Annotated in this window: 24 protein-coding genes; 18 read left to right on the plus strand and 6 right to left on the minus strand. The window is 62.8% G+C overall.

Features of this window, described 5'->3' with window-relative positions:
* Position 1 precedes the first annotated feature (1 nt).
* The 7 genes from GY33_RS0113655 (at position 2) to GY33_RS0113685 (ending at position 5,295) form a co-directional block, all read left to right on the plus strand.
* Entirely contained in the window at positions 2–1,276 is a 1,275-nt protein-coding gene (locus tag GY33_RS0113655; protein WP_031387871.1) for a nickel-dependent lactate racemase family protein, read from the plus strand.
* A 6-nt stretch (positions 1,277–1,282) separates the two neighbouring features.
* Positions 1,283–2,080: a HesA/MoeB/ThiF family protein gene (locus GY33_RS0113660; protein ID WP_031387872.1), complete on the plus strand. Its 798-nt coding sequence runs from the start codon at positions 1,283–1,285 to the stop codon at positions 2,078–2,080.
* Positions 2,081–2,279: 199 nt separating this feature from the next.
* Positions 2,280–2,564, plus strand: a complete 285-nt coding sequence (locus GY33_RS0113665) for a UxaA family hydrolase (RefSeq protein WP_031387873.1) — start codon at positions 2,280–2,282, stop codon at positions 2,562–2,564.
* Between the two features lie 3 nt (positions 2,565–2,567).
* Positions 2,568–3,728, plus strand: a complete 1,161-nt coding sequence (locus tag GY33_RS0113670) for a UxaA family hydrolase (protein ID WP_031387874.1) — start codon at positions 2,568–2,570, stop codon at positions 3,726–3,728.
* A 74-nt stretch (positions 3,729–3,802) separates the two neighbouring features.
* Positions 3,803–4,657, plus strand: coding sequence for a class II fructose-bisphosphate aldolase (locus tag GY33_RS0113675; RefSeq protein WP_031387875.1), 855 nt, complete (start codon positions 3,803–3,805; stop codon positions 4,655–4,657).
* 100 nt (positions 4,658–4,757) lie between these two features.
* The gene (locus GY33_RS0113680; protein ID WP_031387876.1) at positions 4,758–5,036 is read left to right on the plus strand and encodes a type II toxin-antitoxin system Phd/YefM family antitoxin; all 279 of its coding nucleotides are present in this window, start codon (positions 4,758–4,760) and stop codon (positions 5,034–5,036) included.
* Complete coding sequence (locus GY33_RS0113685) at positions 4,966–5,295, plus strand: Txe/YoeB family addiction module toxin (protein ID WP_326923848.1); 330 nt, start codon at positions 4,966–4,968, stop codon at positions 5,293–5,295. The genes GY33_RS0113680 and GY33_RS0113685 overlap by 71 nt, the downstream gene beginning before the upstream one ends.
* 117 nt (positions 5,296–5,412) lie before the next feature.
* On the opposite strand, the gene GY33_RS0113690 is transcribed toward GY33_RS0113685, so the two are convergent.
* The gene (locus GY33_RS0113690) at positions 5,413–6,522 is read right to left on the minus strand and encodes an alanine dehydrogenase (protein WP_051822644.1); all 1,110 of its coding nucleotides are present in this window, start codon (positions 6,520–6,522) and stop codon (positions 5,413–5,415) included.
* 143 nt (positions 6,523–6,665) lie between these two features.
* Here GY33_RS0113690 and GY33_RS0113695 point away from each other — a divergent pair, with 143 nt between their 5' ends.
* Positions 6,666–7,568 carry a DMT family transporter gene (locus tag GY33_RS0113695; protein ID WP_031387879.1) on the plus strand — a complete coding sequence of 301 codons (903 nt, stop codon included), beginning with the start codon at positions 6,666–6,668 and terminating at the stop codon, positions 7,566–7,568.
* Positions 7,569–7,751: 183 nt separating this feature from the next.
* Here the strand turns inward: GY33_RS0113695 and GY33_RS0113700 are convergent, their stop codons facing one another.
* From GY33_RS0113700 to GY33_RS0113720, 4 genes are all read right to left on the minus strand, one after another.
* Complete coding sequence (locus tag GY33_RS0113700; protein WP_035272291.1) at positions 7,752–8,507, minus strand: amino acid ABC transporter ATP-binding protein; 756 nt, start codon at positions 8,505–8,507, stop codon at positions 7,752–7,754.
* 58 nt (positions 8,508–8,565) lie between these two features.
* On the minus strand, positions 8,566–10,005 hold the full coding sequence (locus tag GY33_RS21090; RefSeq protein ID WP_031387881.1) for an amino acid ABC transporter permease: 1,440 nt from the start codon (positions 10,003–10,005) through the stop codon (positions 8,566–8,568).
* Positions 10,006–10,008: 3 nt separating this feature from the next.
* Positions 10,009–11,223, minus strand: a complete 1,215-nt coding sequence (locus GY33_RS0113710; protein ID WP_031387882.1) for an amino acid ABC transporter permease — start codon at positions 11,221–11,223, stop codon at positions 10,009–10,011.
* 277 nt (positions 11,224–11,500) lie between these two features.
* Positions 11,501–12,514 (minus strand): amino acid ABC transporter substrate-binding protein, encoded by a 1,014-nt coding sequence (locus tag GY33_RS0113720; protein WP_031387883.1) that lies wholly within the window; start codon positions 12,512–12,514, stop codon positions 11,501–11,503.
* Between the two features lie 290 nt (positions 12,515–12,804).
* Between GY33_RS0113720 and GY33_RS0113725 the strand changes: the two genes are divergently transcribed.
* The 4 genes from GY33_RS0113725 (at position 12,805) to GY33_RS0113740 (ending at position 15,907) form a co-directional block, all read left to right on the plus strand.
* Positions 12,805–14,304 carry a protein adenylyltransferase SelO gene (locus GY33_RS0113725; protein ID WP_031387884.1) on the plus strand — a complete coding sequence of 500 codons (1,500 nt, stop codon included), beginning with the start codon at positions 12,805–12,807 and terminating at the stop codon, positions 14,302–14,304.
* Between the two features lie 73 nt (positions 14,305–14,377).
* Positions 14,378–15,028: a class I SAM-dependent methyltransferase gene (locus GY33_RS0113730; protein WP_035272213.1), complete on the plus strand. Its 651-nt coding sequence runs from the start codon at positions 14,378–14,380 to the stop codon at positions 15,026–15,028.
* Complete coding sequence (locus GY33_RS0113735; protein WP_031387886.1) at positions 15,025–15,450, plus strand: PaaI family thioesterase; 426 nt, start codon at positions 15,025–15,027, stop codon at positions 15,448–15,450. The genes GY33_RS0113730 and GY33_RS0113735 overlap by 4 nt, the downstream gene beginning before the upstream one ends.
* Positions 15,451–15,616: 166 nt before the next feature.
* Positions 15,617–15,907, plus strand: coding sequence for a hypothetical protein (locus GY33_RS0113740; protein WP_051822645.1), 291 nt, complete (start codon positions 15,617–15,619; stop codon positions 15,905–15,907).
* Here the strand turns inward: GY33_RS0113740 and GY33_RS0113745 are convergent.
* Positions 15,880–17,139, minus strand: a complete 1,260-nt coding sequence (locus tag GY33_RS0113745) for an aminopeptidase (protein ID WP_161788479.1) — start codon at positions 17,137–17,139, stop codon at positions 15,880–15,882. The two genes, GY33_RS0113740 and GY33_RS0113745, sit on opposite strands and share 28 nt — an antisense overlap.
* Positions 17,140–17,295: 156 nt before the next feature.
* On the opposite strand from GY33_RS0113745, the gene GY33_RS0113750 reads away from it, so the two are divergent.
* The 6 genes from GY33_RS0113750 (at position 17,296) to trmFO (ending at position 23,792) form a co-directional block, all read left to right on the plus strand.
* Positions 17,296–18,063: an N-acyl homoserine lactonase family protein gene (locus tag GY33_RS0113750; protein ID WP_031387889.1), complete on the plus strand. Its 768-nt coding sequence runs from the start codon at positions 17,296–17,298 to the stop codon at positions 18,061–18,063.
* Positions 18,064–18,093: 30 nt separating this feature from the next.
* Positions 18,094–18,363: a DUF4160 domain-containing protein gene (locus tag GY33_RS0113755; RefSeq protein ID WP_031387890.1), complete on the plus strand. Its 270-nt coding sequence runs from the start codon at positions 18,094–18,096 to the stop codon at positions 18,361–18,363.
* Between the two features lie 8 nt (positions 18,364–18,371).
* Positions 18,372–18,629: a DUF2442 domain-containing protein gene (locus GY33_RS0113760; RefSeq protein ID WP_031387891.1), complete on the plus strand. Its 258-nt coding sequence runs from the start codon at positions 18,372–18,374 to the stop codon at positions 18,627–18,629.
* Between the two features lie 14 nt (positions 18,630–18,643).
* Entirely contained in the window at positions 18,644–21,760 is a 3,117-nt protein-coding gene (locus tag GY33_RS0113765) for a DEAD/DEAH box helicase (protein ID WP_031387892.1), read from the plus strand.
* Positions 21,761–21,851: 91 nt separating this feature from the next.
* Complete coding sequence (locus GY33_RS19945; RefSeq protein WP_051822647.1) at positions 21,852–22,172, plus strand: hypothetical protein; 321 nt, start codon at positions 21,852–21,854, stop codon at positions 22,170–22,172.
* Between the two features lie 264 nt (positions 22,173–22,436).
* Complete coding sequence (gene trmFO, locus GY33_RS0113775) at positions 22,437–23,792, plus strand: methylenetetrahydrofolate--tRNA-(uracil(54)-C(5))-methyltransferase (FADH(2)-oxidizing) TrmFO (RefSeq protein WP_235185529.1); 1,356 nt, start codon at positions 22,437–22,439, stop codon at positions 23,790–23,792.
* Positions 23,793–23,809 lie beyond the last annotated feature (17 nt).

Genomic DNA, 23,809 nt, shown 5'->3' on the forward strand with positions numbered 1-23,809 from the left:
CATGGAGATTCAGCTCAAGTACGGAAAAGGAACCAGAACGCTTCGGCTGCCGGACCAAGCCGAAGTGGTGGTGATGACCCCTCGGGATCTGCCGGTCATCAGCGATCCGGCCGTGGCCCTGCACCAAGCCCTGGACGCCCCACTGGACGCCCTGCCCCTGGAGCAACGGCCCAGGCCCTCGAGTGTGGCCATAGCCGTTCCGGATGAGACCAGGCCCGCGCCGTTGAAAAAGCTGCTCCCGGTGCTGCTCAAGCGGATTTTCCAAGCGTGGCCGGAACTGCGCCCGGAGAACGTGTCCGTGGTGGTGGGCGGCGGGCTGCATCCGGCCCCGGACGTGGCCCAGATGGGCCGCATTCTGCCGAAGGATCTGCACGGCTGCGCCGTGGTGGCCCACGACGCCCTGACCTCGCCCATGACGTCCTTCGGGACGACCTCACGGAGAACGCCGGTGGAGGTCAACGCGGCCATCGGCGAGGCGGACTTGAAGATCGTGGTGGGCATGGTCGATCCGCACCAGTTCCAGGGCATGACCGGCGGCTCCAAAGGCATCACCATCGGCTGCGCGTCCAAGGCCATGATCGAGCGCAACCATTCCCTGATGGCCGATCCCGCGGCCCGGGTCGGGAACATCGCGGACAATCCGACCCGGCTGGACCTGAACGAGGCCGGGCGGATGATCGGGATCGATCTGGCCGTGAACGTTTGCCTGAATCCAGCCAAACAGGCCGTGGGGCTGTTCGTGGGCGAGCCCGAGGCCGCGCTGCGGGCCGGAGCCGCTGTTACGGAACAGGTTTACGGCCTGCCCCTGGACCGGCCCTTTGAAATCGTCATCGCCTCCTGTGGCGGGGACCCCAAGGATATCTGTCTGTATCAGGCTCAGAAAGGGCTGAACATGGCCTCCCAGTGCGCGGAAGAAGGCGGGAGGATTCTGCTCCTGGCCGCTTGCGGCCAAGGGGTGGGCGACCCGCACTACGAGGACTACGTCCGGCGGTTTTCGTGTCCGGTGGAACAGATGCGCGAGTTCGCGGAACAGGGATTTCGCATGGGCGCGCACAAGGCGTTTCTGTTCAGCCGCACCCTGACCCGGTTCACCGTAGTGGTGCACTCGGAACTGGACGCCGAGACGTTGGCCGCGTGCCACCTGGCCAAGGGCGAGGCGCAAGCCGCGTTGGACGGGTGGCTGGCAACGTATCCGGAAGGCCGATTTCCACGCATTGCCGTGGTGCCCAACGCCAACACCACCTATTTTTATCGGTCCACGGCAGGGGAGGAGTAAGAGGCCATGACGCGATCCGACACGCAAAACAAGCTCACGGACAGCGCCATTCTGGAACGCGCCCGTGCGTCCGGTCGGACTATCCGCCAGGAAGTGCTGCTGGCCCTGGAGCACGGAGAAATGCCCTTGCGCTACCAGCGCAACGGTCAGTGTCTGAGCCCTTCGGATCAGGCCACCCTGGCCCGGGCGCACGTGGTTTTGGTCGGATGCGGCGGATTGGGCGGGCATGTTCTGGAATCCCTGGTTCGGAGCGGAGTGGGCCGGATCACGGCCATTGACCCGGACGTTTTTGAACCGAGCAACGCCAATCGCCAACTCTTGGCCACAACACGGACCATGGGCCGGTCCAAGGCGCAGGCAGCCCAGGCCCGAGCCGGGGAGATCAACCCCTTGGTCGAGGTTCTGGCCGTGGCCGAGGAAGTGACTCTGGACCGGCTGCACGGGGCTCAGGCCGTGGCCGACTGTCTGGGGGGGGCGTTGCATCGTCGCGCTCTGCAAACCATGGCCGCTCAAGCCGAGATCCCCTTGGTTTCCGCCGCGGTGTCCGGCTGGAACGTGCTGGTGGGCAGCACGTGGCCCGGAGAACCGGGGCTGGGCGAATTCATGAGCAACGGCGCTGGGCCTTCGGTGGAACAGCTTCAGGGCAATCCCTGCTCCACGGTGGCCCTGGCCGCCTCCCTGCAAGCAACGGAGCTGATTCATATCCTGCTCGGGATTCCCTCCGCGTTGCGCGGCAATCTGCTGATGGCCGACTTGGTTGAGATGCGTTTCTCCACGGTCAGCCTGCATACCCGGGACAGTTGATATTTCCTTGGCCAGACCCAGGGCCAGACCCAGGACCAGACCCAGGGCAAGGCCAAGGGCGTCGCGAGACGACGCGGCTTCACCGGAGGGTGAGGCGTTGGAACATTATGGAAAGGATGGAGCCGGATGGCCGGCAGGAGAGCGGGGCGTAACGCCCTACTCGCGGGAATGATGTATCAACCACTTGAAGGAGGCCAGTATGGCTATCGATTATCTTGTGCACGAAGCCGCGGACGGCGTGGGCGTCGTTGTGGTGGAGGGAGTGAAGGCTGGTCAGGAGATTACCGGCTGGGTGATGAAGGAAGACCAGACCGTCAAGACAAAGGTTCTCAATGACATCCCCATCGGCCACAAGCTGGCCCTCAAGGATTTCGCCGTGGGCGACACGGTCATCAAGTACAACACGGACATCGGGAAAGTGATCGCGCCCATCAAACAAGGCGAACATGCCCACGTTCACAACATCAAAACCAAAAGGTGGTAAGTCATGGAGACCAAGTTTCTCGGATATCGTCGTGAAAACGGCCGGGTGGGAGTACGCAACCATGTGATCATCCTGCCCCTGGACGACCTGTCCAACTCGGCCTGCGAGGCAGTGGGCAACAACGTCAAGGGCACTCTGGCCCTGCCCCACGCCTACGGCCGTTTGCAGTTCGGCGAGGACCTGGAGCTGCATTTCCGGACCCTGATCGGCACCGGCTCCAACCCCAACGTGGCCGCCGTGGTGGTCATCGGCATTGAGCCTCAGTGGACCAACCGGGTCGTGGAAGGCATTGCCAAGACCGGCAAGCCAGTGACCGGGTTCGCCATCGAGCAGAACGGGGACTTCAACACCATCTGCGCCGCGTCCCGCAAGGCCATGGAATACGTGCAGTGGGCCAGCGAAATCCAGCGCACCGAGTGCGACGTGAAGGAGCTGTGGATTTCCACAAAGTGCGGCGAGTCCGACACCACGTCCGGCATCGCCACCAACCCCACGGTGGGCAATGCCTACGACAAGCTCTACGAAAAGGGCGCAACCCTGCTTTTCGGCGAGACCACGGAATTGACCGGCGGTGAGCACTTGGTGTTGGAGCGCTGCGTCAACGACGAGGTGCGCAAGCAGTTTCAGTACTTCTTCGACCGCTACGCCAAAGTCGTGGACGATCACAAAACCAGCGACCTGTCCGACTCCCAGCCCACCAAGGGCAACATCGAGGGCGGCCTGACCACCATCGAGGAAAAGGCCCTGGGCAACATCCAGAAGATCGGCACCAAGGCCCCTGTTGTCGGCTGCCTGGACAAGGCCGAGACGCCCACCGGCCCCGGCCTCTGGTTCATGGACTCCTCCTCCGCGGCAGCGGAAATGGTCACCCTGTGCGCCGCCGCCGGCTTCGTGGTCCATCACTTCCCCACGGGCCAGGGCAACATCATCGGCAACCCGATCCTCCCGGTGATCAAACTCTGCTCCAACCCCCGGACCTTGCGGACCATGAGCGAGCACTTCGACGTGGACGTGTCCGGTCTGGTGCGTCGGGAGATCAACCTGGATCAGGCCGGCGACAAACTCATCGACATGACCCTGCGCACGGCCAACGGCCGCCTGACCGCCGCCGAGGCCCTGGGACATCGGGAGTTCATTTTCACCCGGTTGTATGAGAGCGCTTAAAAGCCTACACTAAGCCAAAAAACAGCAAGGGGCGGCGGTTTAATCCGTCGCCCCGTTTTCTATTGAGGCCCTTCATGCCGCTTTGCAATCTCAGCCAATGCCTGAGCGGCCTTCCCCCGGAAGCGGCGGTAGGCTGTTTCAGCGTCTATAATCTGGAAAGCCTCCTGGCCGTGGTGGCTGCGGCGGAGGCGGAAGGCAGGCCCGCCGTCGTTTCTCTGGATAAGCATGACCTGGGACATGGCAAATTCGGTCCCCTGGCCCACGCGGCCTTGTTCATGGCCCGGAAAGCGGACGTGCCTCTGGCCGTGCATTTAAACCACGGTCGGACTCTGAACGGAATCCGGGAAGCTCTGGAACTGGGCTTGCCGTCGGTGATGTTCGACGGTTCCAGCCTGGCCATGGAGGAGAATGTTCGGTTGACCCGTGAAGCCGGTGAATTGGCCCACGAAGCCGGTGAATTGGCCCACGAAGCCGGTGAATTGGCCCACGAAGCCGGGGCCGAGATCGAAGGCGAATACGGCCCGCTCCTCGTCCAAGCCGAGGATCTGCCTCCTGTGCTGGATTTTCTGGAGCGGACCAAAGTCGACTTTCTGGCCTTTTCGGTCCCCAAGGGGCTCCCGCATTCCGCATACGCCGAGCGCATCTTCCTGCTGGCCGAACTTTCCGTCAGGACGTCCGTCCCGCTGGTTCTGCACGGAGCCAGCCGCCTGTCGGAAGACCTGCTCAGGCAAGCCTTGCGGAGCGGCGTGTGCAAAGTGAACGTGCATACGGAAATCCTGCGCACCCTGGCCCGGGGGATTGAGAAGGGGCAGAGCCGGGATGCAGCGAAGAATCCCCTGGTCTGGCTGGAAACTGCCGTTGAAGAAGTTCAGAACATGGTACGCGAGCGGATCCAGCTCTATCACTCCGGGACTCTGTTTCCTTCATAAGGTTTTTCATTAGCGAGAAATGGGATGGCTTGAAAATTGGTTGACGAAGTTTTTATGAACTCGTACAGGATTCCTGTACAATATCAACAGGAGGTCAGCCATGCTGCAAACCACCTATACTCATGCCAGGGCCAATTTTAGCGCACTCTGCGACACGGTTGCCGAAGATCGTGAAATCGTCATCATCACTCGCCGCAAAGAGCAAAATGTCGCCCTGATCGCCGTGGACGAACTGTCCGGTTTGATGGAAACGGCCCACTTGTTGCGGTCCGCAAAAAACGCCAGACGTCTGGTTACTGCCTTGAACCGTGCCCTGGACGACGAAGGCGAGGGGGGTACGCTCCAGCAACTCAAAGCCGAGGTCGGCATTGCGGAGTAAGCCGCGAATCACCGTTTTTCAGTCGGAATTTCGAGAAGACTTGCGCCATTGGGTCAAAACTGACCGCAAGACGGCCCTGCGCGTCCTGGATCTCGTGGACGCGATCCTCCGTGACCCGTTCCAGGGCATCGGCAAACCCGAACCCCTCAAACATCTCGCCTCAGGCATTTGGTCCCGACGCATCACCCAAGAGCACCGCCTTGTTTATCTGGTCCGGGATGAGCGGATCGATTTTCTTCAGGCCAGGTATCATTACTGATTCGGTGTGGATTCTGAAGGGCTCCGCCCAAGGCNNGCCTTGGGCGGAGCCCTTCAGGAGCCCTCTCGGTCGCCTGGTGTTTCATTCAGTCCATCATCACGCCAATTGACACGCCAATTATCCCATTGGACCGGCCTCAAGCCAGGTCTGTACCGGGGTGAAATCCCGCTGTTGGTAGCGGGCCGCCTCTTCCAGCAGGAGCGTGCCTTTGGCGCAGGTCAGGCCCCGGGCCAGCCAGGGGTCGTCCTTGCAGGCCTGGACCACGCCCTTGGCCGCGATGGCCAGGATCTTGTCCAGCAGGGCTTCGCCGTACCCGGCCGAGGCCGTGACCGGGACAGCGCCCGGGATGTTGTCCACGCAGAAATGGCGCACCCCGTCCACCTCGTAGACCGGATCAGCCCAGGTGGTGGGGCGGCTGGTCTCGATGGCCCCGGCCCGGTCGCAGGAAATGTCCACGATTACGGCCCCGGGCTTGAGTCGGCCCAGCATTTCCCGGGTGATCAGGTGGTCGGGCCGCTCCTTGGGCCAGAGCACGCAGTTGACCACCGCGTCCACATCCTCCAGGTGGCGTTCCAGCTCGGTCACATCCCCCACAAGCAGGTTCCGGTCGTGCCAGTCCAGGGCCGCGGCCTTGCGCGCGCCCTCGAAAACATCCAGTCCGATCACCGTGGCCCCCAGCCCCAACAGGGTGCGCACGGCCCCGCGTCCCACGTTGCCCAGCCCCAGAACCAACGCCTTCAGGGCGGGTTCTCCGAAGTGGCCCATGAAATGCCGCCCCGTGCCGCCGTAGGTCGCCAGGCACAGCCGCACGGCCTCCAACGCGCCCACTTCTCCGGCCAGGACGCAGTTGGGCGAGCCGAAGCGGTGCGTGTTCTCCGCGGATATCGCGATCAGGCCGACCCGGAGAAAGACGTCCAGCTCCTCCTTGTTCATGGCCGCGTGGATGTTGGTCAGGATGATATGTTCAGGCCGGAGCAGCGGGTACTCCGGCGGCAGAACCTCCTTGACCTTGACGATCAACCGGGCCGAGTCGAAAATTTCCTTGGCCGTCGGCAGCACCGTGGCACCGACCGCCTCGTAATCCTGGTCTGAAGCGCGGGCCAGCAAGCCCGTGCCGGATTCCACGAGCACGGCGTGTCCGGCCCGCGTCAGTCGTTGAACCTGTCTGGGCAGCAGAGCCGCCCGTCCTTCCTGGGGTTTGATTTCCTTGGGAATGCCGATCCGCATTGTTTCCTCGCGAAAGCGTCGTTGACGGTTGATGTGGTTGGGCGTACGAAGCCCGGATTTTCAAGTCTGATATGTAACGCGGTTCCCCCCGCTGCTACCCCAGCGGCTTCCCCCGTAGCTTCTCGGGCCCGAAAAGGATCGACATGGTTCCCGCTGAAATTCTGGCGCTCTGCGCCGCCTTGTGCTGGTCCTTCGGTGGACTGATCGCCCTGGTTCCGGCCCGTGAATTGGGTGCTCTGCCTTTCAATCGCCTGCGCATGTCCATGGTCTTCGTGATGCTCGCCCTGGCCGCCCTGGTCACCGGGGGCTGGTGGAGCCTGACCCTGGAACACTCCTCCGTGCTGGTTGTCTCGGCCATGGTGGGCATCTTCCTGGGGGACACGGCCCTGTTCGCGGCCTTGCGCCGGTTGGGACCGAGGCGTTCCGGAATCCTTTTCGCCACCAACGCCCCCATGACCGCGCTGCTGGGCATCCTCATTCTGGGCGAGCGAATGTCCCCGCTCACCCTGGTTGGATGCATCCTGGTGATGATCGGGGTGGTCATGGCCATCCACTTCAGGAGCGAGGCGGCGGCGCGGCATGCTTTCGAGGAGGTTCGCGGCCGGTTGGCCGTGGGCGTGCTCATCGGCCTGGGGGCCGCCCTGTGCCAGGCCGTGTCCACGATCATCGCCAAGCCCGTTCTGGCCTCGGGCGTGGACCCGGTGGCGGCCTCGGCCCTGCGCGTGGGCACCGCGGCCCTGGCCCTCTCCGCAACCTTGCTTCTACCGTCCTCCATGTTCCATTCCCCGGCCAAAATCACGCCCAAAATAGCCGGTCTGACCGCGCTCAGCGGTCTGGTGGGCATGGCCCTGGGCATGACCTTTCTTTTGGCCGCCCTGGCCCGGGGCACGGCCGGGGTGGTGTCCACCCTGTCCGCCACCTCCCCGGTGCTGATCCTGCCCATTCTCTGGGTCGCCACCCGCCAACGCCCGGCCGGTCCGGCCTGGCTGGGCGCGATTTTGGCGGTGATCGGAGCGGCCTGTATTTTCAACGGACAGGCGTTCTGACGGAGATTCGCGGCGGGCTCTTGCTCGAAATCGAAATCGTGATCGAAATCGCTCTTGAACAAAAACATTCCAATACATAGTGATGACTGACTTTTTTTGATAGATTCCGATTTCGATACCGATTTCGATCCTGACTCAAATGTCGATTGGCCCAAGAGATATCTTCTTGAAAGCAAAATTGCCTCAGTGCGAAAGGATCTGGGAAAGAAACAGCTTGGCCCGGTCCGTGCGCGGATTCCTGAAGAATTCCAGCGGCGTGTTGGCCTCGATGATTTCTCCGTCGTCCATGAAGACCACCCGGTCGGCCACTTCCCGGGCAAAGCCCATTTCGTGGGTCACGCAAAGCATGGTCATTCCGGACTTGGCCAGGTCCACCATCACGTCCAGGACTTCCTTGATCATTTCCGGGTCCAGGGCGCTGGTGGGCTCATCGAAAAGCATGATTTTCGGACTCATGCACAGACAGCGGGCAATGGCCGCCCGTTGCTGCTGGCCGCCGGAGAGCTGGGCCGGATATTTGTCCGCCTGATCCGGGATGCGCACCCGTTCCAGATAGTGCATGGCCTGTTTCCGGGCCTCTTCCAGGGGCATGCGCCGCACCCAGAGCGGGGCCATGGTGCAGTTTTCCATGATCGTCAGGTGCGGGAAAAGATTAAAGTTCTGGAACAGCATGCCCACTTCCCGGCGCACCCGGTCGATGCGTTTCAGATCGTCGGTCAACTCGATCCCGTCCACCAGAATCCGACCGCGCTGATGGATTTCCAGGCGGTTGATGCACCGGATCAGGGTGGACTTGCCGGAGCCCGAGGGACCGCAGATCACAACCCGCTCGCCCCGGGCCACGTCCAGATGAATGTCCTTCAGGGCGTGAAACGGGCCGAACCACTTGTGCAGCCCTTCGATCCGGATGACCATGTCCGCTGACGCGTGTTCGTTCATTTCCATTTCGTTTTTCCGTTCCTCAACGTTTCTTCATCCGCGACGACGGTTCGCTTCGTCATCTGTCCGTCTTCAGCCGCCTTTCCAGGTGCATGGAGTAGCGGGACAGGGCGAAGCAGAGCAGCCAGAAGGCCAGGCCCGCGAAGACATAGGCTTCCTTGGTGTAGCCCAGCCAGTTGCTGTCGGCCAGAGCGCTTTTCAGAATACCCAGAATGTCCATCAGGTTGATCACCGCCACCAGGGTGGTGTCCTTGAGCAGGCCCAGAAACGTGTTGGTAATCCCCGGAATGACCAGCCGCAGGGCCTGGGGCAGGATGATCAGGCGCATGGACTTCCAGTAGCGCAGGCCCAGGGCTTCGGCCGCCTCGTACTGGCCCTTGGGGATGGCCTGCAGGCCCCCCCGGACCACCTCGGCCATGTAGGCCGCGTAAAACAGGGATACCCCGATCAGGGCCCGCAGCAATTTATCGAAATGTACGCCCTGGGGCAGGGTCAGGGGCAGCATCACCGAGACCATGAACAGCACTGAAATCAAGGGTACCCCGCGTACGAACTCGATGAAGCTGACGCACAGGGCCTTGATCACCGGCATCCGGCTGCGCCGACCAAGGGCCAGGAGAATACCCACGGGCAGGGAGACGGCGATGCCGATCCCGGCGATGACCAGGGTCAAAAACATGCCTCCCCAGCGGTCGGTCTCCACCAGGGGCAGTCCCAGCCCTCCGCCCAGGAGCAGCAGATAGGCGGCGCAGGGATAGAGGGTGAACAGCAGGGCGAACCGCCAGGAGGTCACGGACCGGCCGGACAGGGCAAAGATGAGAAAGGCCAGGCTTCCCGCGGCCAGAGCCATGGGGCCGGCCGCGCCGGGGTCCAGGCTCTGCATCGCCCTGCTCACGACAAACCAGACCAGGATCGGAACACCGATGAACACGGCCTGGCGCAGCCAGGGGGGCATGGCCGGCGGGAGCAGCTTGCGTTTGAACGCCCGGCCGAGCAGTTCCGGAACCAGGAGCAAACCCAAGGCCGCCAGACCGGGGAGAATGCCGTGGAACACGAGGCTGTAGGCCGCCACGGCCAGCGGCAAGAGCAGCAACAGGCTTTGCTTGATCCGCTCCCGGAAAGGCAGGAGAGTGGAAAGGATCAACGGTCCGCCCAGCCCAACCAGCAGCAAGAAGGTCAAAACGACCCGCCAGCGTTCGGCCAAGGGATAAAAGCCGTACATCAGCAGGTCGAAGCGGACCCGGATGAACACCCAACAGGCTCCGTCCGGATTGCCCTGGGGCGGCAGGCAGGCGTCCTTGGTCTGGCCGATCCAGTTGGCCGAAAACAGGCCCCAGTTCAGTATCGGCGGCAGAGCCGCCAGGAGCAGGCCCGCCGCGGCCAAGGTCGTCAGCGAGTTCAGCCAGGAGGAGAACAGGTTCTTGCGCAGCCAGCCCAGGACCCCGACCTCGGACAGGGGCGGCGGCAGGTCCGGATGACGGGTGGTCTTCACGTACATGGACTACCGCTCCTTCAGGGCCATCCGCTTGTTGTACCAGTTCATGAACAGGGAAATGAGCAGGCTCACGGTCAGATAGAAGAGCATGGTCATGGCGATGATTTCCACGGCCTGCCCGGTCTGGTTCAACGTCGTGCCGGCAAAGACCGAGATCAGATCCGGGTAGCCGATAACCACGGCCAGGGAGGAATTCTTGACCAACGTCAGGTGCTGGCTGGTCAGGGGCGGGATGATCACCCGCATGGCCTGGGGGATGACCACCAGGCGCATGATCGTGCCGGGCCGCAGCCCCAGGGCCGCGGCGGCCTCCTCCTGGCCCCTGTCCACGGACTGGATCCCGGCCCGGACGTTCTCGGCGATGAATCCGGCGGTGTACAGGGTCAGGGCCAGGATCAGGGCGATCAGTTCCGGCAGCAGGGTCATGCCGCCCTGAAAATTGAAGCCGCGCAGTTCCGGAATCACCCAGGTCAGGGGGAATCCGGCCAGGGACGCGCCCAGCAGAGGCAGGACCGCCAGCAGGCCCAGGGAGGCCGCGAAGGTCGGAAATCGTTGGCCAGTCAGGCGCTGGCGGCGCCTGGACCAGAGGACCAGGGCGATCACGGCCAGGACGGCTAGGAGGGCGAAGGCGAGAATCAGCCACGATCCGGGATGAAATTCGGGTCGGGGTAGGATCACCCCCCGGTTGCAGAGAAAGAAGGTCTCCCAGAGGCTGTAGGACTGACGCGGGCCGGGCAGCGGCATCAGGATGGCGATGTACCAGAACAGAATCTGCAGGAGCAGGGGAATGTTCCGGATCAGGCCGATATAGGCCGCGGCCAGGCTCGAAACCAACCAGTTGGAGGAGAGCCGGAGCACGCCCACCACGAAGCCGATCAGGGTGGAGGCCGTGATGCTGATCACCGAGACCAGCAGGGTGTTCAACAGGCCCACCCAGAACACCCGGGCATAGGTGCTGGACCGGGAGTACTCGATCAGGGTCTGGCTGATCTCGAAGCCCGCGGTCTGGCCCAGAAAACCGAAGCCCGAGGAGATCCCGGCCCGCTTCAGGTTGTCCGCCGTGGTGGAGACCACCCAGATCAACCCCGCGACCACCGCGGCAAAGACCAGCAACTGGACCAGCGCGGACCGGAACGCGGGGTTGTTCGCAAGCCCGGCTAGACCGGCGAGCCGGGACGGGCGAGCCGGGTCAGGGGACGTCTTGGGAGCGAGGGAGGACATGAGGATGGGCGGGGTTCAGGGCACGTGGCGGTATGCCGCGAAAGTGATGTTCATATTCGGTAAATTCCAACCTCAACCAAGCGAAAAGGCCGCCTCGTCGAGGCGAGGCGGCCTTTTCGAAAGCGATTAAACAAGCTGACAAAGTCTGACTCGCAGGCTGTTCAAAAACCTCGCTGGCAAGGCGCAAAAAAAGATCAAGGCCGAAGCGTATTTGGTCATACGTGAGGATTTGAGCTTTTTGATGCAACGCAGCCAGCGAGGATTTTTCAACAGCCTGTTAGCGAATCGGGGGAGCGTAGAGCAGACCGCCACGGGTCCAGAGGTCGTTCTGGCCGCGTTCCAGCTTCAAGGCCGTGGCCGGTCCCACGTTGCGTTCGAAGATCTCGCCGTAATTGCCCACGTGCTTGATGACCTGGTAGGCCCAGGCATTGGTCAGCCCGAACTGTTCGCCGAAATTGCCTTCCTGGCCGAGCAGTCGTTTGACGTTGGGATTGGCCGACTCCAGCATTTCATCCACGTTCTGGGAATTCACGCCCAACTCTTCGGCATTGATCAAGGCGAAGAGGGTCCAGCGGGCGATCTTGCTCCAGCGGGGGTCGCCCTGGCGCACTGAGGGCCCCAGGGGCTCCTTGGAAATGATTTCCGGCAGGATGACGTGATCTTCCGGGTTGGACAGCGTGGTCCGCCGGGCGGCCAGCCCGGAGGCATCGGTGGTGTACACGTCGCAGCGTCCGGTGTCGTAGATCACCGTGGCCTCGTCCGCGCTCTCGAAGACTACGGGCTTGTAGGTCATGCCATGAGCCGCGAAATAGTCGGAAACATTCATCTCCGTGGTCGTGCCGATCTGGATGCAGATGGAGGCTTCGTTCAGTTCCTTGGCGCTGGTCACGCCCAGGTTCTTGTTGACCATGAAGCCCTGGCCGTCGAAAAAGATGATCCCCGCGAAATCGATGCCCTGTTCCACGTCCCGCTGGAAAGTCCAGGTGGTGTTCCGGGAAAGGACGTCCACTTCTCCGGTCTGCACCGCGGTGAAGCGTTCGGTGGTGGTCAGGGGAACGAAGCGGACCTTTTCGGGATCATTGAACACGGCCGAGGCCAGGGCTCGACAGTAGTCCACGTCCAGGCCTTTCCAGACACCCTGCTCGTCCGGCACGGAGAACCCGGGCACCCTGCCTGCAACGCCGCAGGAAATGTAGCCCTTACCTTTGATGTTTTCCAGGACGTCCGCCAAAGCGGTCCCGGTCCAGAAAAAAACCGCCGCGGCCGCCAGAACCAGTATTTTGCCTTTCATCTGCTCCTCCAATCGGTAACAAGGTGGACAATCAACATGCACGACCATTTCCGCATACCGAGACAGCCCGACCTTCTATCTCCTACGGGCGGACCCGGCAAGAAAACATGAACCGCGCTTATTTCCCCAGGAGAGGTTGGGAAGTCAAGAATTATATTGAAGGGTCATGCCGGAAGGATGGAGGTTTTTTACGGCTGAAGTGAAAAACCAGCCACAACCGCATTGACACCTCGGATCGAGGATGCATAGTTCCGAAATGCAAAATAATCCGTTGATTCCAAAGGAACGACATGGCCACACATGATCATGCGTCCGGAGCGCTTGCCGGAGACCCCGAAGGGTGGCGGTTCGACAACAGCTATGCCCGGTTGCCGGAGATGTTCTTTTCCCGGCTGTCTCCGGTTCCGGTGCGCTCGCCTCGGATGGTGCTTTTCAATCGCGCTTTGGCCGAGTTTCTGGGTCTGAACGGGGAGATTCTCTCCGGGAAGGATGGCGCGGCGGTTTTTTCCGGCAACCGGCTTCCCGTTGGCGCGGAACCCATTGCCCAGGCCTACGCCGGTCACCAGTTCGGATATTTCACCATGCTCGGCGACGGCCGGGCCATCCTCCTGGGGGAGCAGATCACCCCGCGCGGCGAACGCTTCGACATCCAGTTCAAAGGCTCCGGGCAGACCCCGTACTCGCGCCGCGGCGATGGCCGGGCGGCGCTGGGGCCGATGCTCAGGGAATACATCGTCAGCGAGGCCATGCACGCCCTGGGCGTGCCCACCACCCGGTCCCTGGCCGTGACGGCCACCGGGGAGTCGGTATTCCGGGAAACCGAACTGACCGGGGCGATTTTGGCCCGGGTCGCGTCCAGCCATATTCGCGTGGGCACGTTCGAGTATCTCACGGCCCAAGGAGCGCCGGAGCATGTCCGGACCCTCGCGGACTACACTCTGAGCCGCCACTACCCCGAGCTGGAGCCGTCCGATAATCCGTCCTTGGCCCTCCTGCGGGCGGTGATGGAGCGCCAGGCCGCGCTGGTGGCGAAATGGATGCTTGTCGGATTCGTTCACGGAGTGATGAACACGGACAACATGGCCTTGAGCGGAGAGACCATTGATTACGGCCCCTGCGCCTTCATGGACGCTTATGACCCGGCGACGGTGTTCAGTTCCATCGACCAGCAAGGCCGCTATGCCTACGGAAATCAGCCCCGGATCGCCCAGTGGAACCTGGCCCGTTTCGCCGAGACCCTGGCACCGCTGCTGGATGCGAACCGGGAGAAGGCCGTTGACTTGGCCAACGAGGTGTTGGAATCCTTCCCCGACGCCTACCGCGATCATTGGCTGAAGGGGATGCGGGCCAAGCTGGGGTTGGTCACGATCGAGAACGAAGACGCCGATTTGATCCAAGACCTGCTGACGTTCCTGCATCAACACGGCTTGGACTACACGAACACCCTGCGCGATCTTGCCGATGAGCACCCGGAACGCCTGCCGTTGTTTCAGGACGAGGCCTTTACGGGATGGCTGGCGCGCTGGCGGGCGCGGCTGGATCGACAGCCGGAGTCCTCGGGAGCCATACAGTCCGTCCGTGAACGGATGCGCGCCAATAATCCCGCCGTGATTCCCCGCAACCACCGCGTGGAGGAGGCCCTGGAAGCCGCGGTGCTCCACGGCGACATGTCCGTGACGCACCGGTTGCTGGACGTCCTGGTCCAGCCGTACGTTGATCCCGTTGACCCCGACTACCGCTTGCCGCCTCCAGCCTTGGCCGAACCCTACAAAACGTTCTGCGGAACATGACGGATACGACCGGATCGAGACCGCGGACTTTGTTTATTGATGCGGCCCAGTCCCGTCATCAGACCAAACGATCATGGGATTCTACGCCAACACCGTTCTTCCCCGGCTGATTCACGCCACCTGCGGTAAAGGGTCGATCCGTCGCCTGCGGGCGCGAATCATCCCACCTGCCCTGGGCCGCGTTCTGGAGGTCGGGGTCGGCTCCGGCCTGAACCTGCAATATTATAATCCGGTTGCGGTAACTGAGCTTTGGGGGCTTGATCCATCCCCGGAAATGCTCCGCATCGCGGCCCGCGCGGCCCGCTCCGGCCCGGTCGTTCCACACTGGATCAACCGAAGCGTGGAAGGACTCCCCTTGGAGAGCTCGAGCATGGACACGATAGTCATGACCTTCACGCTTTGCAGCGTCGCTTCGCCGGAAGAGGGGTTGCGGCAAATGTGTCGGGTGCTCAAGCCGGGAGGGACGCTGATCTTTTGCGAGCACGGGGCCGCGCCGGACCCGGCCGTGCGTCGCTGGCAGGACCGGCTGACCCCGATCTGGAAGCGGTTGGCCGGCGGATGCCACCTGAACAGGGATATCTCGGGCTTATTGACCAGGAGCGGTTTTCGTTTGACCACTCTGGAGACGACCGTGGTCCGGAAGTGGTGGCTGGCTGGGCATATTTTCCATGGAACCGCCACGAAACCGGCGGGGTCGAATGAATCTGACGCGAGGTCGGTATGAATCCGGAAGAGTTGCGGGCGTTTCGCGATCTGATCGAAAACGGCATCCCCTTCAACGCCTATCTGGGCATCCGGCTGCTGGACCTCGGGGATCGCCAGTGCCGCCTGCTCTTGCCGTACAGGCCGGAACTTCAGGGCGATGCCCGCCGCCAAGCCCTGCACGGCGGCGTGATTTCCGCCTTGATCGACACCTGCGGCGGATTCGCGGTCTGGAGCACCGGCAGCATCAAGGACCGGGTCGCCACCATCGACCTGCGCGTGGACTACCTCAAGCCGGCCGTGGCCTGCGACATCATCGCCCACTCCCGGATCAGAATGCTGGGCAACCGGGTGGGCAACGTCTCCACCGTGGTTTACGCCTCCACCGCTCCGGAGGTGATCATTGCCGAGGGCCGGTCCGTCTACAATATCAGAAGGGTCTGAGCTGGACGTCGGAGTCAGCGCCGCCATAACCCATCTGTCCCTCTTTTTTCTTTTGGGGGAATGTGGCAGGATTTGAGTCACATGCCGACAGTTGATCGCGGCGAAGAGCGTCGCCGCGCGGCGACGCTCAGATCATCAACGAGAACAACGCGAAGGAGCGATAAGCATGCAGGATGCGCGAGGACTCTACTATTACCCGGTGCCGGGCAACAAGAAGGAACGGATGTACGTTCGCGAACGGGCCGGAAACGTGGAGTTTCGACTGTGGAACCAGGAGCGGCCCAGGGTGTGGGAGCAACACGACTGGCTGCCGTACGAGGTCGTGGAGCAGGCCGCGGCCCAGTATGCGGGCAAGGGGGATTCTCCCTTGGCCCTGTACGATCTGGACATCGCCCTGGCCCTGGTCCGCGAGGAGCGGTTGAAAAAGGCTCAGGCCGTGAACGCCCCGTCTTCGTAGATCACGCGGCTGCTGCCGTCGGCCAGGGTGGCGGTGACCCGTTTTTGCTCGGTGTTTACCAGATCCCAGTGTTGGGTGGATTCGTTGAAGCCCAGTTCCCGGCGCAGCGCATGCACGAAGTCCGCCGGGCTTCCGGCAAAGGCGTCCGGATGGCAGGACCCCAGGGCGATGTGGCTATTGCCTTCCGGGCCGCCGATATTCTCATCGAACAGGGTGTTGGCCATATATTCCGCGATCCGGGAGTGCTCCCGGCTGGTCAGGGAAAATTCGCCCACCCGCCAGGCCCCGTCGTCCAGGGCCAGAAAACGCCGCAGCCGATCCGCGCCGCTGCGGGCCTTGACGCTGATCACCCGGCCCGCCTGAAACGCCAGGCGGACGCCCTCCACTGGAGTTCCGCCCACATAGATCACCTGGTCGGACTGAAATACTCCCTCGGTGAACCGACAATCCGGAGACGTATAGACTTCATAGCTGGGCATGTTCCGCCCGGTCAGACCCAGCCAGAGCCTATGCTCCCCCAGGCGCAGACGCAGATCCACCCGGGCCGACTGGACGTGCAGCCGCCGGATGGACAGCCCGTTCAACCATTCCAGAACCGTCGCCTGCTGCCGCGCGAACCGCTTCCAGTCCCGCACCGGATCGTCGCTGCCCAGCATGCAGGCTTTGCGCACCCGGGACGCGTACTCCTGAAGCGTCAGACCCGCCGCCTCGGCCAGAGCCGGGGTGGGGTACACGGCCACGGTCCGCCCGATTTGCCCGCCAAGTTCGCGGAAGTAGAGCACTTCCCGGAGCGGGTCCCGGGCCGCGTCCCGGCGGACCAAAATTTCCGGGGTCACGCCCTCCAGGTGGGTCAGGGATTCCGGGGCCAGAATCCGGATCAGGCCGTTCACTCCGCTCCGGCGTTCCGATTCGCCGGGGGCGACCATGCTCAACCGCTTGTTGTTCGCCAGGCGCAGATAGCTGAGTTCCATGGCCGGGGTGGACCGTTGATGCTGCACCGGGACCAGGCCACGCTCCAGAATGCGGGTGTAGAGTACCTCGACCAGCTTCCTGGCCAAGCCGTCGTATTCGATGAGCACGGTTTCCGAGTTCTGCAGAGGCCTGCCCCGGGAGCGTTCCACGGCCCAAAGCAGCACGTCGGCATAGCGTTCCAGCTCCTCGTGGCGAAACAGCCCTTCCGAAGCGCCCTCGCCATGGCCTTGCCCGAAGTTGGTTGCGTTTTGCTCTTGCATGCCGGAGAGTATAAGCGCTTTGCCCGCCGCCGCAAGGCCGCGGGCCGCCTGTTTGCCCCGCCTCTCCTTCCGGAGTAATAAAACGAGCGGACGGCGGGCGGCTTCCCTCGAATCCGTCTCGGTTTTCAACCTACTCAGATCACGGGAGATGCAAGCATGAGCAATCGACAATCCTGGCGCATTCACCCCATCGTCGTGGGCAGCAAGGTTTTTGACCAGGGCATGATGACCTATCAGCACGCCCATGGCCGACCCTACACCATCCCGATCTACGTTTGGTACCTGGAGCCGGTGGATGACCCGTCCCAGCCCAAGGTTTTGGTGGATACCGGAGAAATGAGCCCGGTTCAGTCCGCGGACAGGGAGCAGGCCATCGGCGGGAAAATTCACACCTTCGAGGAAGGGCTGGCCCTGTACGGGATGAAGCCGGAGGACGTGGACGTGGTCATCCACACCCACCTGCACAACGACCACTGCGAAAACGACTTCAAGTGCACGAACGCCGTATTTCACGTCCACGCCAAGGAGCTGGAGCGCATCCACGACCCCCATCCCCTGGATTATAGATACAACGAGGAGTTCATCGAGGACGTTGAGGATGCCGACAGGTTCCGGGTCGTCACCGAAGACCAGGAAATCCTGCCCGGTATTTCCGTGATCCACACCCCTGCCCACACCGAAGGCGGCCTGACCGTGCTGGTGGACACGCCATCCGGACGGGCGGCCATCACCGGATTTTGCGTCATCGACGAAAACCTGAATCCTCCCCAGTCCGTGAAGGCCATGGAAATGGAAGTCATCCCGCCCGGCACGAATATCAACCCTTGCCTGGCCTACGACCAGATGGTCCGGGTCAAGGGCCTGGCCGACATCCTCCTGCCCCTGCACGAACCCAAATTCGCCGGGCTGTCCACTATTCCGTGAGTGGTGCTTGGCTGGCGCGAAGGAGAAACCATGCCCACGATCAGCATGTTTTACGGCATCCTGGTGTTGATGTACTATCGGGACAATCGACGTCATCACCTTCCGCATGTCCATGTCCGCTACCAGGGGGATGAGGCGGCTGTCTCAATTGAAGAAGGGATGATTATCGAAGGCGCATTGCCGAACAAGCAGCTCAGAATGGTTCAGGCGTGGATCGAGATCCACAAGGAAGCGCTGATGGTCAATTGGGAGTTGGCTGTCAGCGGTGAGCAACCTTTTCGTATTCCTCCATTACAGTGAGGTCCGCCATGCTTTTCGATGTCCTCTCCGTCGAGCCTCGACCCGGGTATGTTCTGGACTTGAAGTTCAGTAACGGCGAATGCCGCCGTTTCGATATGCGTCCTCTGCTGAGAATGAAGCCCTGGAACCGGATTGCTTCTCCGGCTGTTTTCCGGCGTGTCCGCGTCGACTACGGAACTCTCGTCTGGCCAGGTGAAATCGATGTCGCTCCGGAAACATTGTACGACGATTCGATCCCGCTGGATGAGAGCCGAGCGGACGAGTAAAGTCCGACCTTGACGTGACCTCTCCCTCGCCCATTTTCACGTTCATCCAGGGCATTGAACATGCCCAGAGCCTGCCCGCCAACTGCCTGGTCCACCATGAGGTGCTGCCGGAGCGGGCGGGCCGGTTCGCGCCGTTGCCCGAGGATCTGCCGGATGGGTTTTCGGACTGCCTGGCCGGGCTGGGCGTGACCCGGCTGTACGCCCATCAGGCCGAGGCCGTGGGCCGGATCCGGGCCGGGCGGGACGTGGTGGTGGCCACGCCCACGGCCAGCGGCAAGAGCCTGATCTACAACCTGCCGGTGCTGGAGGCTCTTTACCGCGACCCAGCGGCCCGGGCCCTGTACCTGTTTCCGCTCAAGGCCCTGGCCCAAGACCAACACGCCGGGCTGCGGGAGATGGTCGGCGGCTGGCCCCGGGAACGCCGGCCATCCATGGCCGTGTACGACGGAGACACGGACAACCAGGATCGCGCCCGGATCCGCCGGGAACCGCCCCGTATCCTGATCACCAACCCGGACATGCTTCACCTGGGCCTGTTGGCCCACCATCATCTCTGGCGGGATTTGTTCCGGAACCTGCGTTTCGTGGTCATTGACGAGGTCCACGTCTACCGAGGGGTGATGGGCTCGCACATGGCCTGGGTGTTTCGCCGCCTGGAGCGGATTTGCGCTCATTACGGAACCAGGCCGACCTATGTCTGCTGCTCCGCCACCATCCACAACCCCGTGGAGCTGACCAGTGAACTGACCGGACGGGTCGCGGAGCTGATCGCCGACAGTTCCGCGCCCCAGGGCCGCAAGCACGTGCTTTTTCTGGACGCGGCCGAGGGGCCGTCCCGGACCGCCCTGACGCTCCTGGAGCAGGCTTTGGTCCAGGGCTTGCGGACAATAGTCTACACGGGATCGCGGAAGATGACCGAGCTTCTGGGCATCTGGTCGGCCCAGCGGCTGAAGGAATTTCGGGATCGGATCGGCGTGTACCGGGCCGGATTCCTGCCTAAGGAGCGCCGCCGGATCGAGGCGGACCTGGCCTCGGGTCGGATTCTGGCGGTGATTTCCACCAGTGCTCTGGAGTTAGGCATCGACATCGGGGATCTGGATCTGTGCCTGCTGGTGGGTTACCCCGGCTCGATCATGGCCACCTGGCAGCGGGCCGGGCGGGTGGGGCGTGGTGGCCAGGAATCCGCCGTGGCCCTGTTGGCCTACGAAAATCCCTTGGACAAGTTTTTCATCCGTCATCCGGACGTCTTCTTCGCCAGTCCGCCGGAAGCCGCGGTGCTCAACCCGGCCAACCCGGCGATCATGGAACAGCATCTGCTCTGCGCCGCGGCGGACCTGCCCCTGGACCTGGACGAACCCCTGGTACTGGCGGAACACGTCCGCGAGCGCGTCGACGCATTGGTCAGCCGGGGCAAACTGCTGCTCACAGCAGACCGGCGCAGGATGATCTGCCCGGACGAGAACCCGCATCGGGAGGTCGGCCTTCGCGGCAGCGGCCGGAGCCTGCTGATCTTTCATGGCGAGACCGGCGAACAGATCGGGCTGATGGACTGGCACCGGGTCTGCACTGATGCCCACCCAGGCGCGGTCTACCTGCATCAGGGCCGGACCTATCTGGTGGAGCGCCTGGACCTGCAAACCGGCTCGGTGTTCGTCCTTCCGGCCAAGGTAAACTACTTCACCCGGGTCCGGGGCGAGAAGCGCACCCGCATTCTGGACACCCAGGCCTCCAGGCCGCTCTGGAACACAACCATCCACCTGGGGAGACTGGAAATCACCCAGCGCTACCCGGCCTTCGAGCGCCGGGCCTTGCGCGGCCATAAACTGCTGGCAGTGGTGGACCTGGACCTGCCGGAGCAGGTTTTCGAGACCGAGGGCATCTGGCTGGTCATACCGGAAACGGTGCGCCGCTCCCTGGAAGACCGCCAGATGCATTTCATGGGCGGGATCCACGCCCTGGAGCACGCCTGCATCGGGATATTGCCCCTGCTGATTCTCACGGATCGCAATGACCTGGGCGGAATTTCCACGCCCCTGCACGAAGACCTGGACCGGGCCGCGGTGTTTGTCTACGACGGCACCCCCGGCGGCATTGGTCTGACCCGGCAGGCTTACGCCCGGGCCGAGGTCATGCTCCAACGTACCCTGGAGGCCGTGGGCGGCTGTTCCTGCGAAACCGGCTGCCCGGCCTGCGTCCACTCCCCGAAATGCGGCTCCGGTAACCGCCCCATCGACAAACAGGCCGCTCTGGCCGTGCTGGAGGCCCTGGGCGGGCAAGCTGGAAGGGCTGCGACAATGCCTCGTCAATCGACGTCCCAGGTTCACCAGGGAGCAGCCGTCTCGATTGATCAAGGCGGATACGCCGTGGCGTCGCCCTCCACGTCCGTGGCCTCGGAACAAAGGGCTGGGTACGAAAGGGTCTCTTCAGGCAGTACCGAGGCCAGTGGACGATCCGGAGGGCTTTGGAACGCGGTCAAGGCCGGGATGCGGGCCGTTACCGGAGTCCAATTTCCCAACGCCGCCGTTCCCGCCGCGGCCCCTGACCCATCCGCCAACTCCCCGAGGAAAAACACCATGATCGCGCCCCCCCCAGCTTCGCCCGCCCATTTCGCCGTGCTGGACGTCGAAACCCGTTACTCGGCCCAGGAGGTGGGCGGCTGGAACCATACGGACTTGATGGGCGTGAGCTGCGCCGTGCTGTACGACTCCAGGGAGGACGCTTTTCTGGACTATCTCCAGGAAGATATTCCCCGGCTGGCTGAAAAGCTGCGGACATTCGACCTGGTGGTAGGCTTCAACATCCTGAATTTCGACTATAAGGTGCTCCGCGGCGTCCTGGACGCCGACTTTTACTCCCTGCCCACCCTGGACATGCTCAAGGTGGTCCACGAGCGGCTGGGCTACCGCCTTTCCCTGGACCACTTGGCCAGACACACCTTGAACGCTCCGAAATCGGGCAGCGGACTGGATGCCCTAAAATGGTGGAAGCAAGGACAAATCGACAAGATCATCGCCTATTGCCGCCATGATGTGGCCATCACTCGAGACCTCTACCTGCACGGACGGGACAAGGGCTACGTCCTGTTCCAGAACAAGGCCCGCAAGCTGGTCCGGTTGCCGGTGAGTTGGTGACAGATTCACTTTCGGAAATAAATTTGGCGGATGACCACGAAGATCTAGAAAAAGACCTATCCGTTTTCAAGGCAAAATAAACGAGGCTCACATGAAATTTCCCCTGCGCATTTTCGGCGAAATCCGCGGCATCGCCCCGAATAAATTGCCCAGGTTGCATGGCCTGCTGAACGCCGACGTCTTTTCTCCGTCTGGAGGCGACGGCCTGGACGTGGAATACGAAGGTTCGTACCTGGACATCGAGCCGGACCTGGACGAGATTGTCGCGGCCCTGGCGGATGGCGGCCAGGGGTATGTGGACTGCATCGACCACGAGAACTGGACCCTTCGACGCTACAGCCTCCAACCCGGTTCCTGGACCTGCAAGGAAGTGAACCCGGACGGCGCGCTGGAACGCTATCACCATGAATAGCGGGGGGAAGGTTAATACTACAACGACATTTTGATGCACCAATCGACCCGCAGATGGTTTAACCACGGGGCACACGGGGGGCACGGGGAACATATTCCGTCAAACCAAAACTCTTTTCCCTGTGTTCCCCGTGTGCCCTGTGGTAAAAAAATCTGGTCAGACGATGGAAATGGAAGTGTCGCTGTAGTGTTAAAAAATGAGAAGGTGCGAAGGTGGGAAAGGTATGGGATTTTGCCCTGTTGAAAGGATGCAAGCGAGTATCGAATGACTGAAAAAGACATGAGGAGCGAGCCGCGAACCGTGGCCGTGGTCGGCGGCGGGCTGGCCGGATGCGAGTGCGCCTGGCGACTGGCCCGCTCCGGGATTGCCGTGCGCCTGTTCGAGATGAAGCCGGACCGCTTTTCCCCGGCCCACTCCAGCCCGGATCTGGCCGAACTGGTCTGCTCCAACTCCCTGCGCTCCGATGAGCCGGAATCCGCGGTGGGACTACTCAAGCTGGAAATGACCGATCTGGACAGCCTGATCATGGCCGCTGCCCGGGCCACCCGGGTTCCGGCGGGCAAGGCCCTGGCCGTGGACCGGGAGCTGTTCGCGGAGTGGGTCACCCGGTGCATCCAGGACGAGCCGTTGATCACGCTGGTTCGGGAGGAAGTCCGGACTTTGGATGATCCGAAGCTGAAGGAAGCGGACGCCGTGGTCGTCGCCGCCGGCCCCCTGGCCGGGGAAGAGTTGGCGGAAGATTTGCGCCGGACGGTGGGGGCGGACCACCTCTATTTCTACGACGCCATCGCCCCCATCGTGGCGGCGGATTCCATTGACATGAACGTGGCTTTTTGGGGATCGCGATACAATCCCGAGGAGCACGACTATCTGAACTGTCCCATGGACGAGGAGACGTACCGGCGACTTCACGCCGAACTGCTGACCGCGCGCAAGGTCGCGGCCCGGGATTTCGAAAAGGCCCTGCATTTCGAGGCCTGCCTGCCCATCGAAACCCTGGCCGAGCGCGGGGAGATGACCATGGCCTTCGGCCCGCTCAAGCCCGTGGGGCTGATCGACCCGCGCACGGGGGCCCAATCCTTCGCCGTGGTCCAACTGCGGGCTGAAAACCGGGACAAGACCGCCTTCAACCTGGTCGGGTTTCAGACCAAGCTGGCCTATCCGGAACAGGAGCGCGTCTTTCGCCTGATCCCCGGCCTGGAACGGGCGGAATTCCTCCGCCTGGGCAGCATGCACCGCAACACCTACGTCGAAGCCCCCTCGGCCTTGACCCCGGACCTGGAACTTCGCTCCCGTCCGGGAATCTTCCTGGCCGGCCAGATCACCGGCGTGGAAGGCTACGTGGAATCCGCGGCCTGCGGCCTCTGGCTGGGCCACGCCCTGGCCGCCAAGCTCCAGGGCCGCGCTCTGCCGCCTCCGCCCCCGGAAACCGCCCTGGGCGCGCTCCTGGGACACTTGCGCACCCCGGCCAAGAACTTCCAGCCCTCCAACGTCAACTTCGGCCTGATGCCCGAACTCAAAGCCCGCGGCAAAAAGGCCCTTCGCAAGGCCCTCCGGGCCCAGCGGGCCCGGGAAGCCTGGGCTCGCTGGCAGAGTTCAGCGCCCCATCCCGCCGCGTGACGGGTGAATCTGGTCCG

This window comes from Desulfonatronum thiodismutans (genome assembly GCF_000717475.1).
Taxonomy (GTDB): Bacteria; Desulfobacterota; Desulfovibrionia; order Desulfovibrionales; family Desulfonatronaceae; genus Desulfonatronum; species Desulfonatronum thiodismutans.

Bases quoted from the DNA above. Each gene is read 5' to 3' on its own strand.
- GY33_RS0113655 (WP_031387871.1), top strand. From the start codon at position 2: ATGGAGATTCAGCTCAAGTACGGAAAAGGAACCAGAACGCTTCGGCTG.
- GY33_RS0113660 (WP_031387872.1), top strand. From the start codon at position 1,283: ATGACGCGATCCGACACGCAAAACAAGCTCACGGACAGCGCCATTCTG.
- GY33_RS0113665 (WP_031387873.1), top strand. From the start codon at position 2,280: ATGGCTATCGATTATCTTGTGCACGAAGCCGCGGACGGCGTGGGCGTC.
- GY33_RS0113670 (WP_031387874.1), top strand. From the start codon at position 2,568: ATGGAGACCAAGTTTCTCGGATATCGTCGTGAAAACGGCCGGGTGGGA.
- GY33_RS0113675 (WP_031387875.1), top strand. From the start codon at position 3,803: ATGCCGCTTTGCAATCTCAGCCAATGCCTGAGCGGCCTTCCCCCGGAA.
- GY33_RS0113680 (WP_031387876.1), top strand. From the start codon at position 4,758: ATGCTGCAAACCACCTATACTCATGCCAGGGCCAATTTTAGCGCACTC.
- GY33_RS0113690 (WP_051822644.1), bottom strand. From the start codon at position 6,522: ATGCGGATCGGCATTCCCAAGGAAATCAAACCCCAGGAAGGACGGGCG.
- GY33_RS0113695 (WP_031387879.1), top strand. From the start codon at position 6,666: ATGGTTCCCGCTGAAATTCTGGCGCTCTGCGCCGCCTTGTGCTGGTCC.
- GY33_RS0113700 (WP_035272291.1), bottom strand. From the start codon at position 8,507: ATGAACGAACACGCGTCAGCGGACATGGTCATCCGGATCGAAGGGCTG.
- GY33_RS21090 (WP_031387881.1), bottom strand. From the start codon at position 10,005: ATGTACGTGAAGACCACCCGTCATCCGGACCTGCCGCCGCCCCTGTCC.
- GY33_RS0113710 (WP_031387882.1), bottom strand. From the start codon at position 11,223: ATGTCCTCCCTCGCTCCCAAGACGTCCCCTGACCCGGCTCGCCCGTCC.
- GY33_RS0113720 (WP_031387883.1), bottom strand. From the start codon at position 12,514: ATGAAAGGCAAAATACTGGTTCTGGCGGCCGCGGCGGTTTTTTTCTGG.
- GY33_RS0113725 (WP_031387884.1), top strand. From the start codon at position 12,805: ATGGCCACACATGATCATGCGTCCGGAGCGCTTGCCGGAGACCCCGAA.
- GY33_RS0113730 (WP_035272213.1), top strand. From the start codon at position 14,378: ATGGGATTCTACGCCAACACCGTTCTTCCCCGGCTGATTCACGCCACC.
- GY33_RS0113735 (WP_031387886.1), top strand. From the start codon at position 15,025: ATGAATCCGGAAGAGTTGCGGGCGTTTCGCGATCTGATCGAAAACGGC.
- GY33_RS0113740 (WP_051822645.1), top strand. From the start codon at position 15,617: ATGCAGGATGCGCGAGGACTCTACTATTACCCGGTGCCGGGCAACAAG.
- GY33_RS0113745 (WP_161788479.1), bottom strand. From the start codon at position 17,139: ATGCAAGAGCAAAACGCAACCAACTTCGGGCAAGGCCATGGCGAGGGC.
- GY33_RS0113750 (WP_031387889.1), top strand. From the start codon at position 17,296: ATGAGCAATCGACAATCCTGGCGCATTCACCCCATCGTCGTGGGCAGC.
- GY33_RS0113755 (WP_031387890.1), top strand. From the start codon at position 18,094: ATGCCCACGATCAGCATGTTTTACGGCATCCTGGTGTTGATGTACTAT.
- GY33_RS0113760 (WP_031387891.1), top strand. From the start codon at position 18,372: ATGCTTTTCGATGTCCTCTCCGTCGAGCCTCGACCCGGGTATGTTCTG.
- GY33_RS19945 (WP_051822647.1), top strand. From the start codon at position 21,852: ATGAAATTTCCCCTGCGCATTTTCGGCGAAATCCGCGGCATCGCCCCG.
- trmFO (WP_235185529.1), top strand. From the start codon at position 22,437: ATGACTGAAAAAGACATGAGGAGCGAGCCGCGAACCGTGGCCGTGGTC.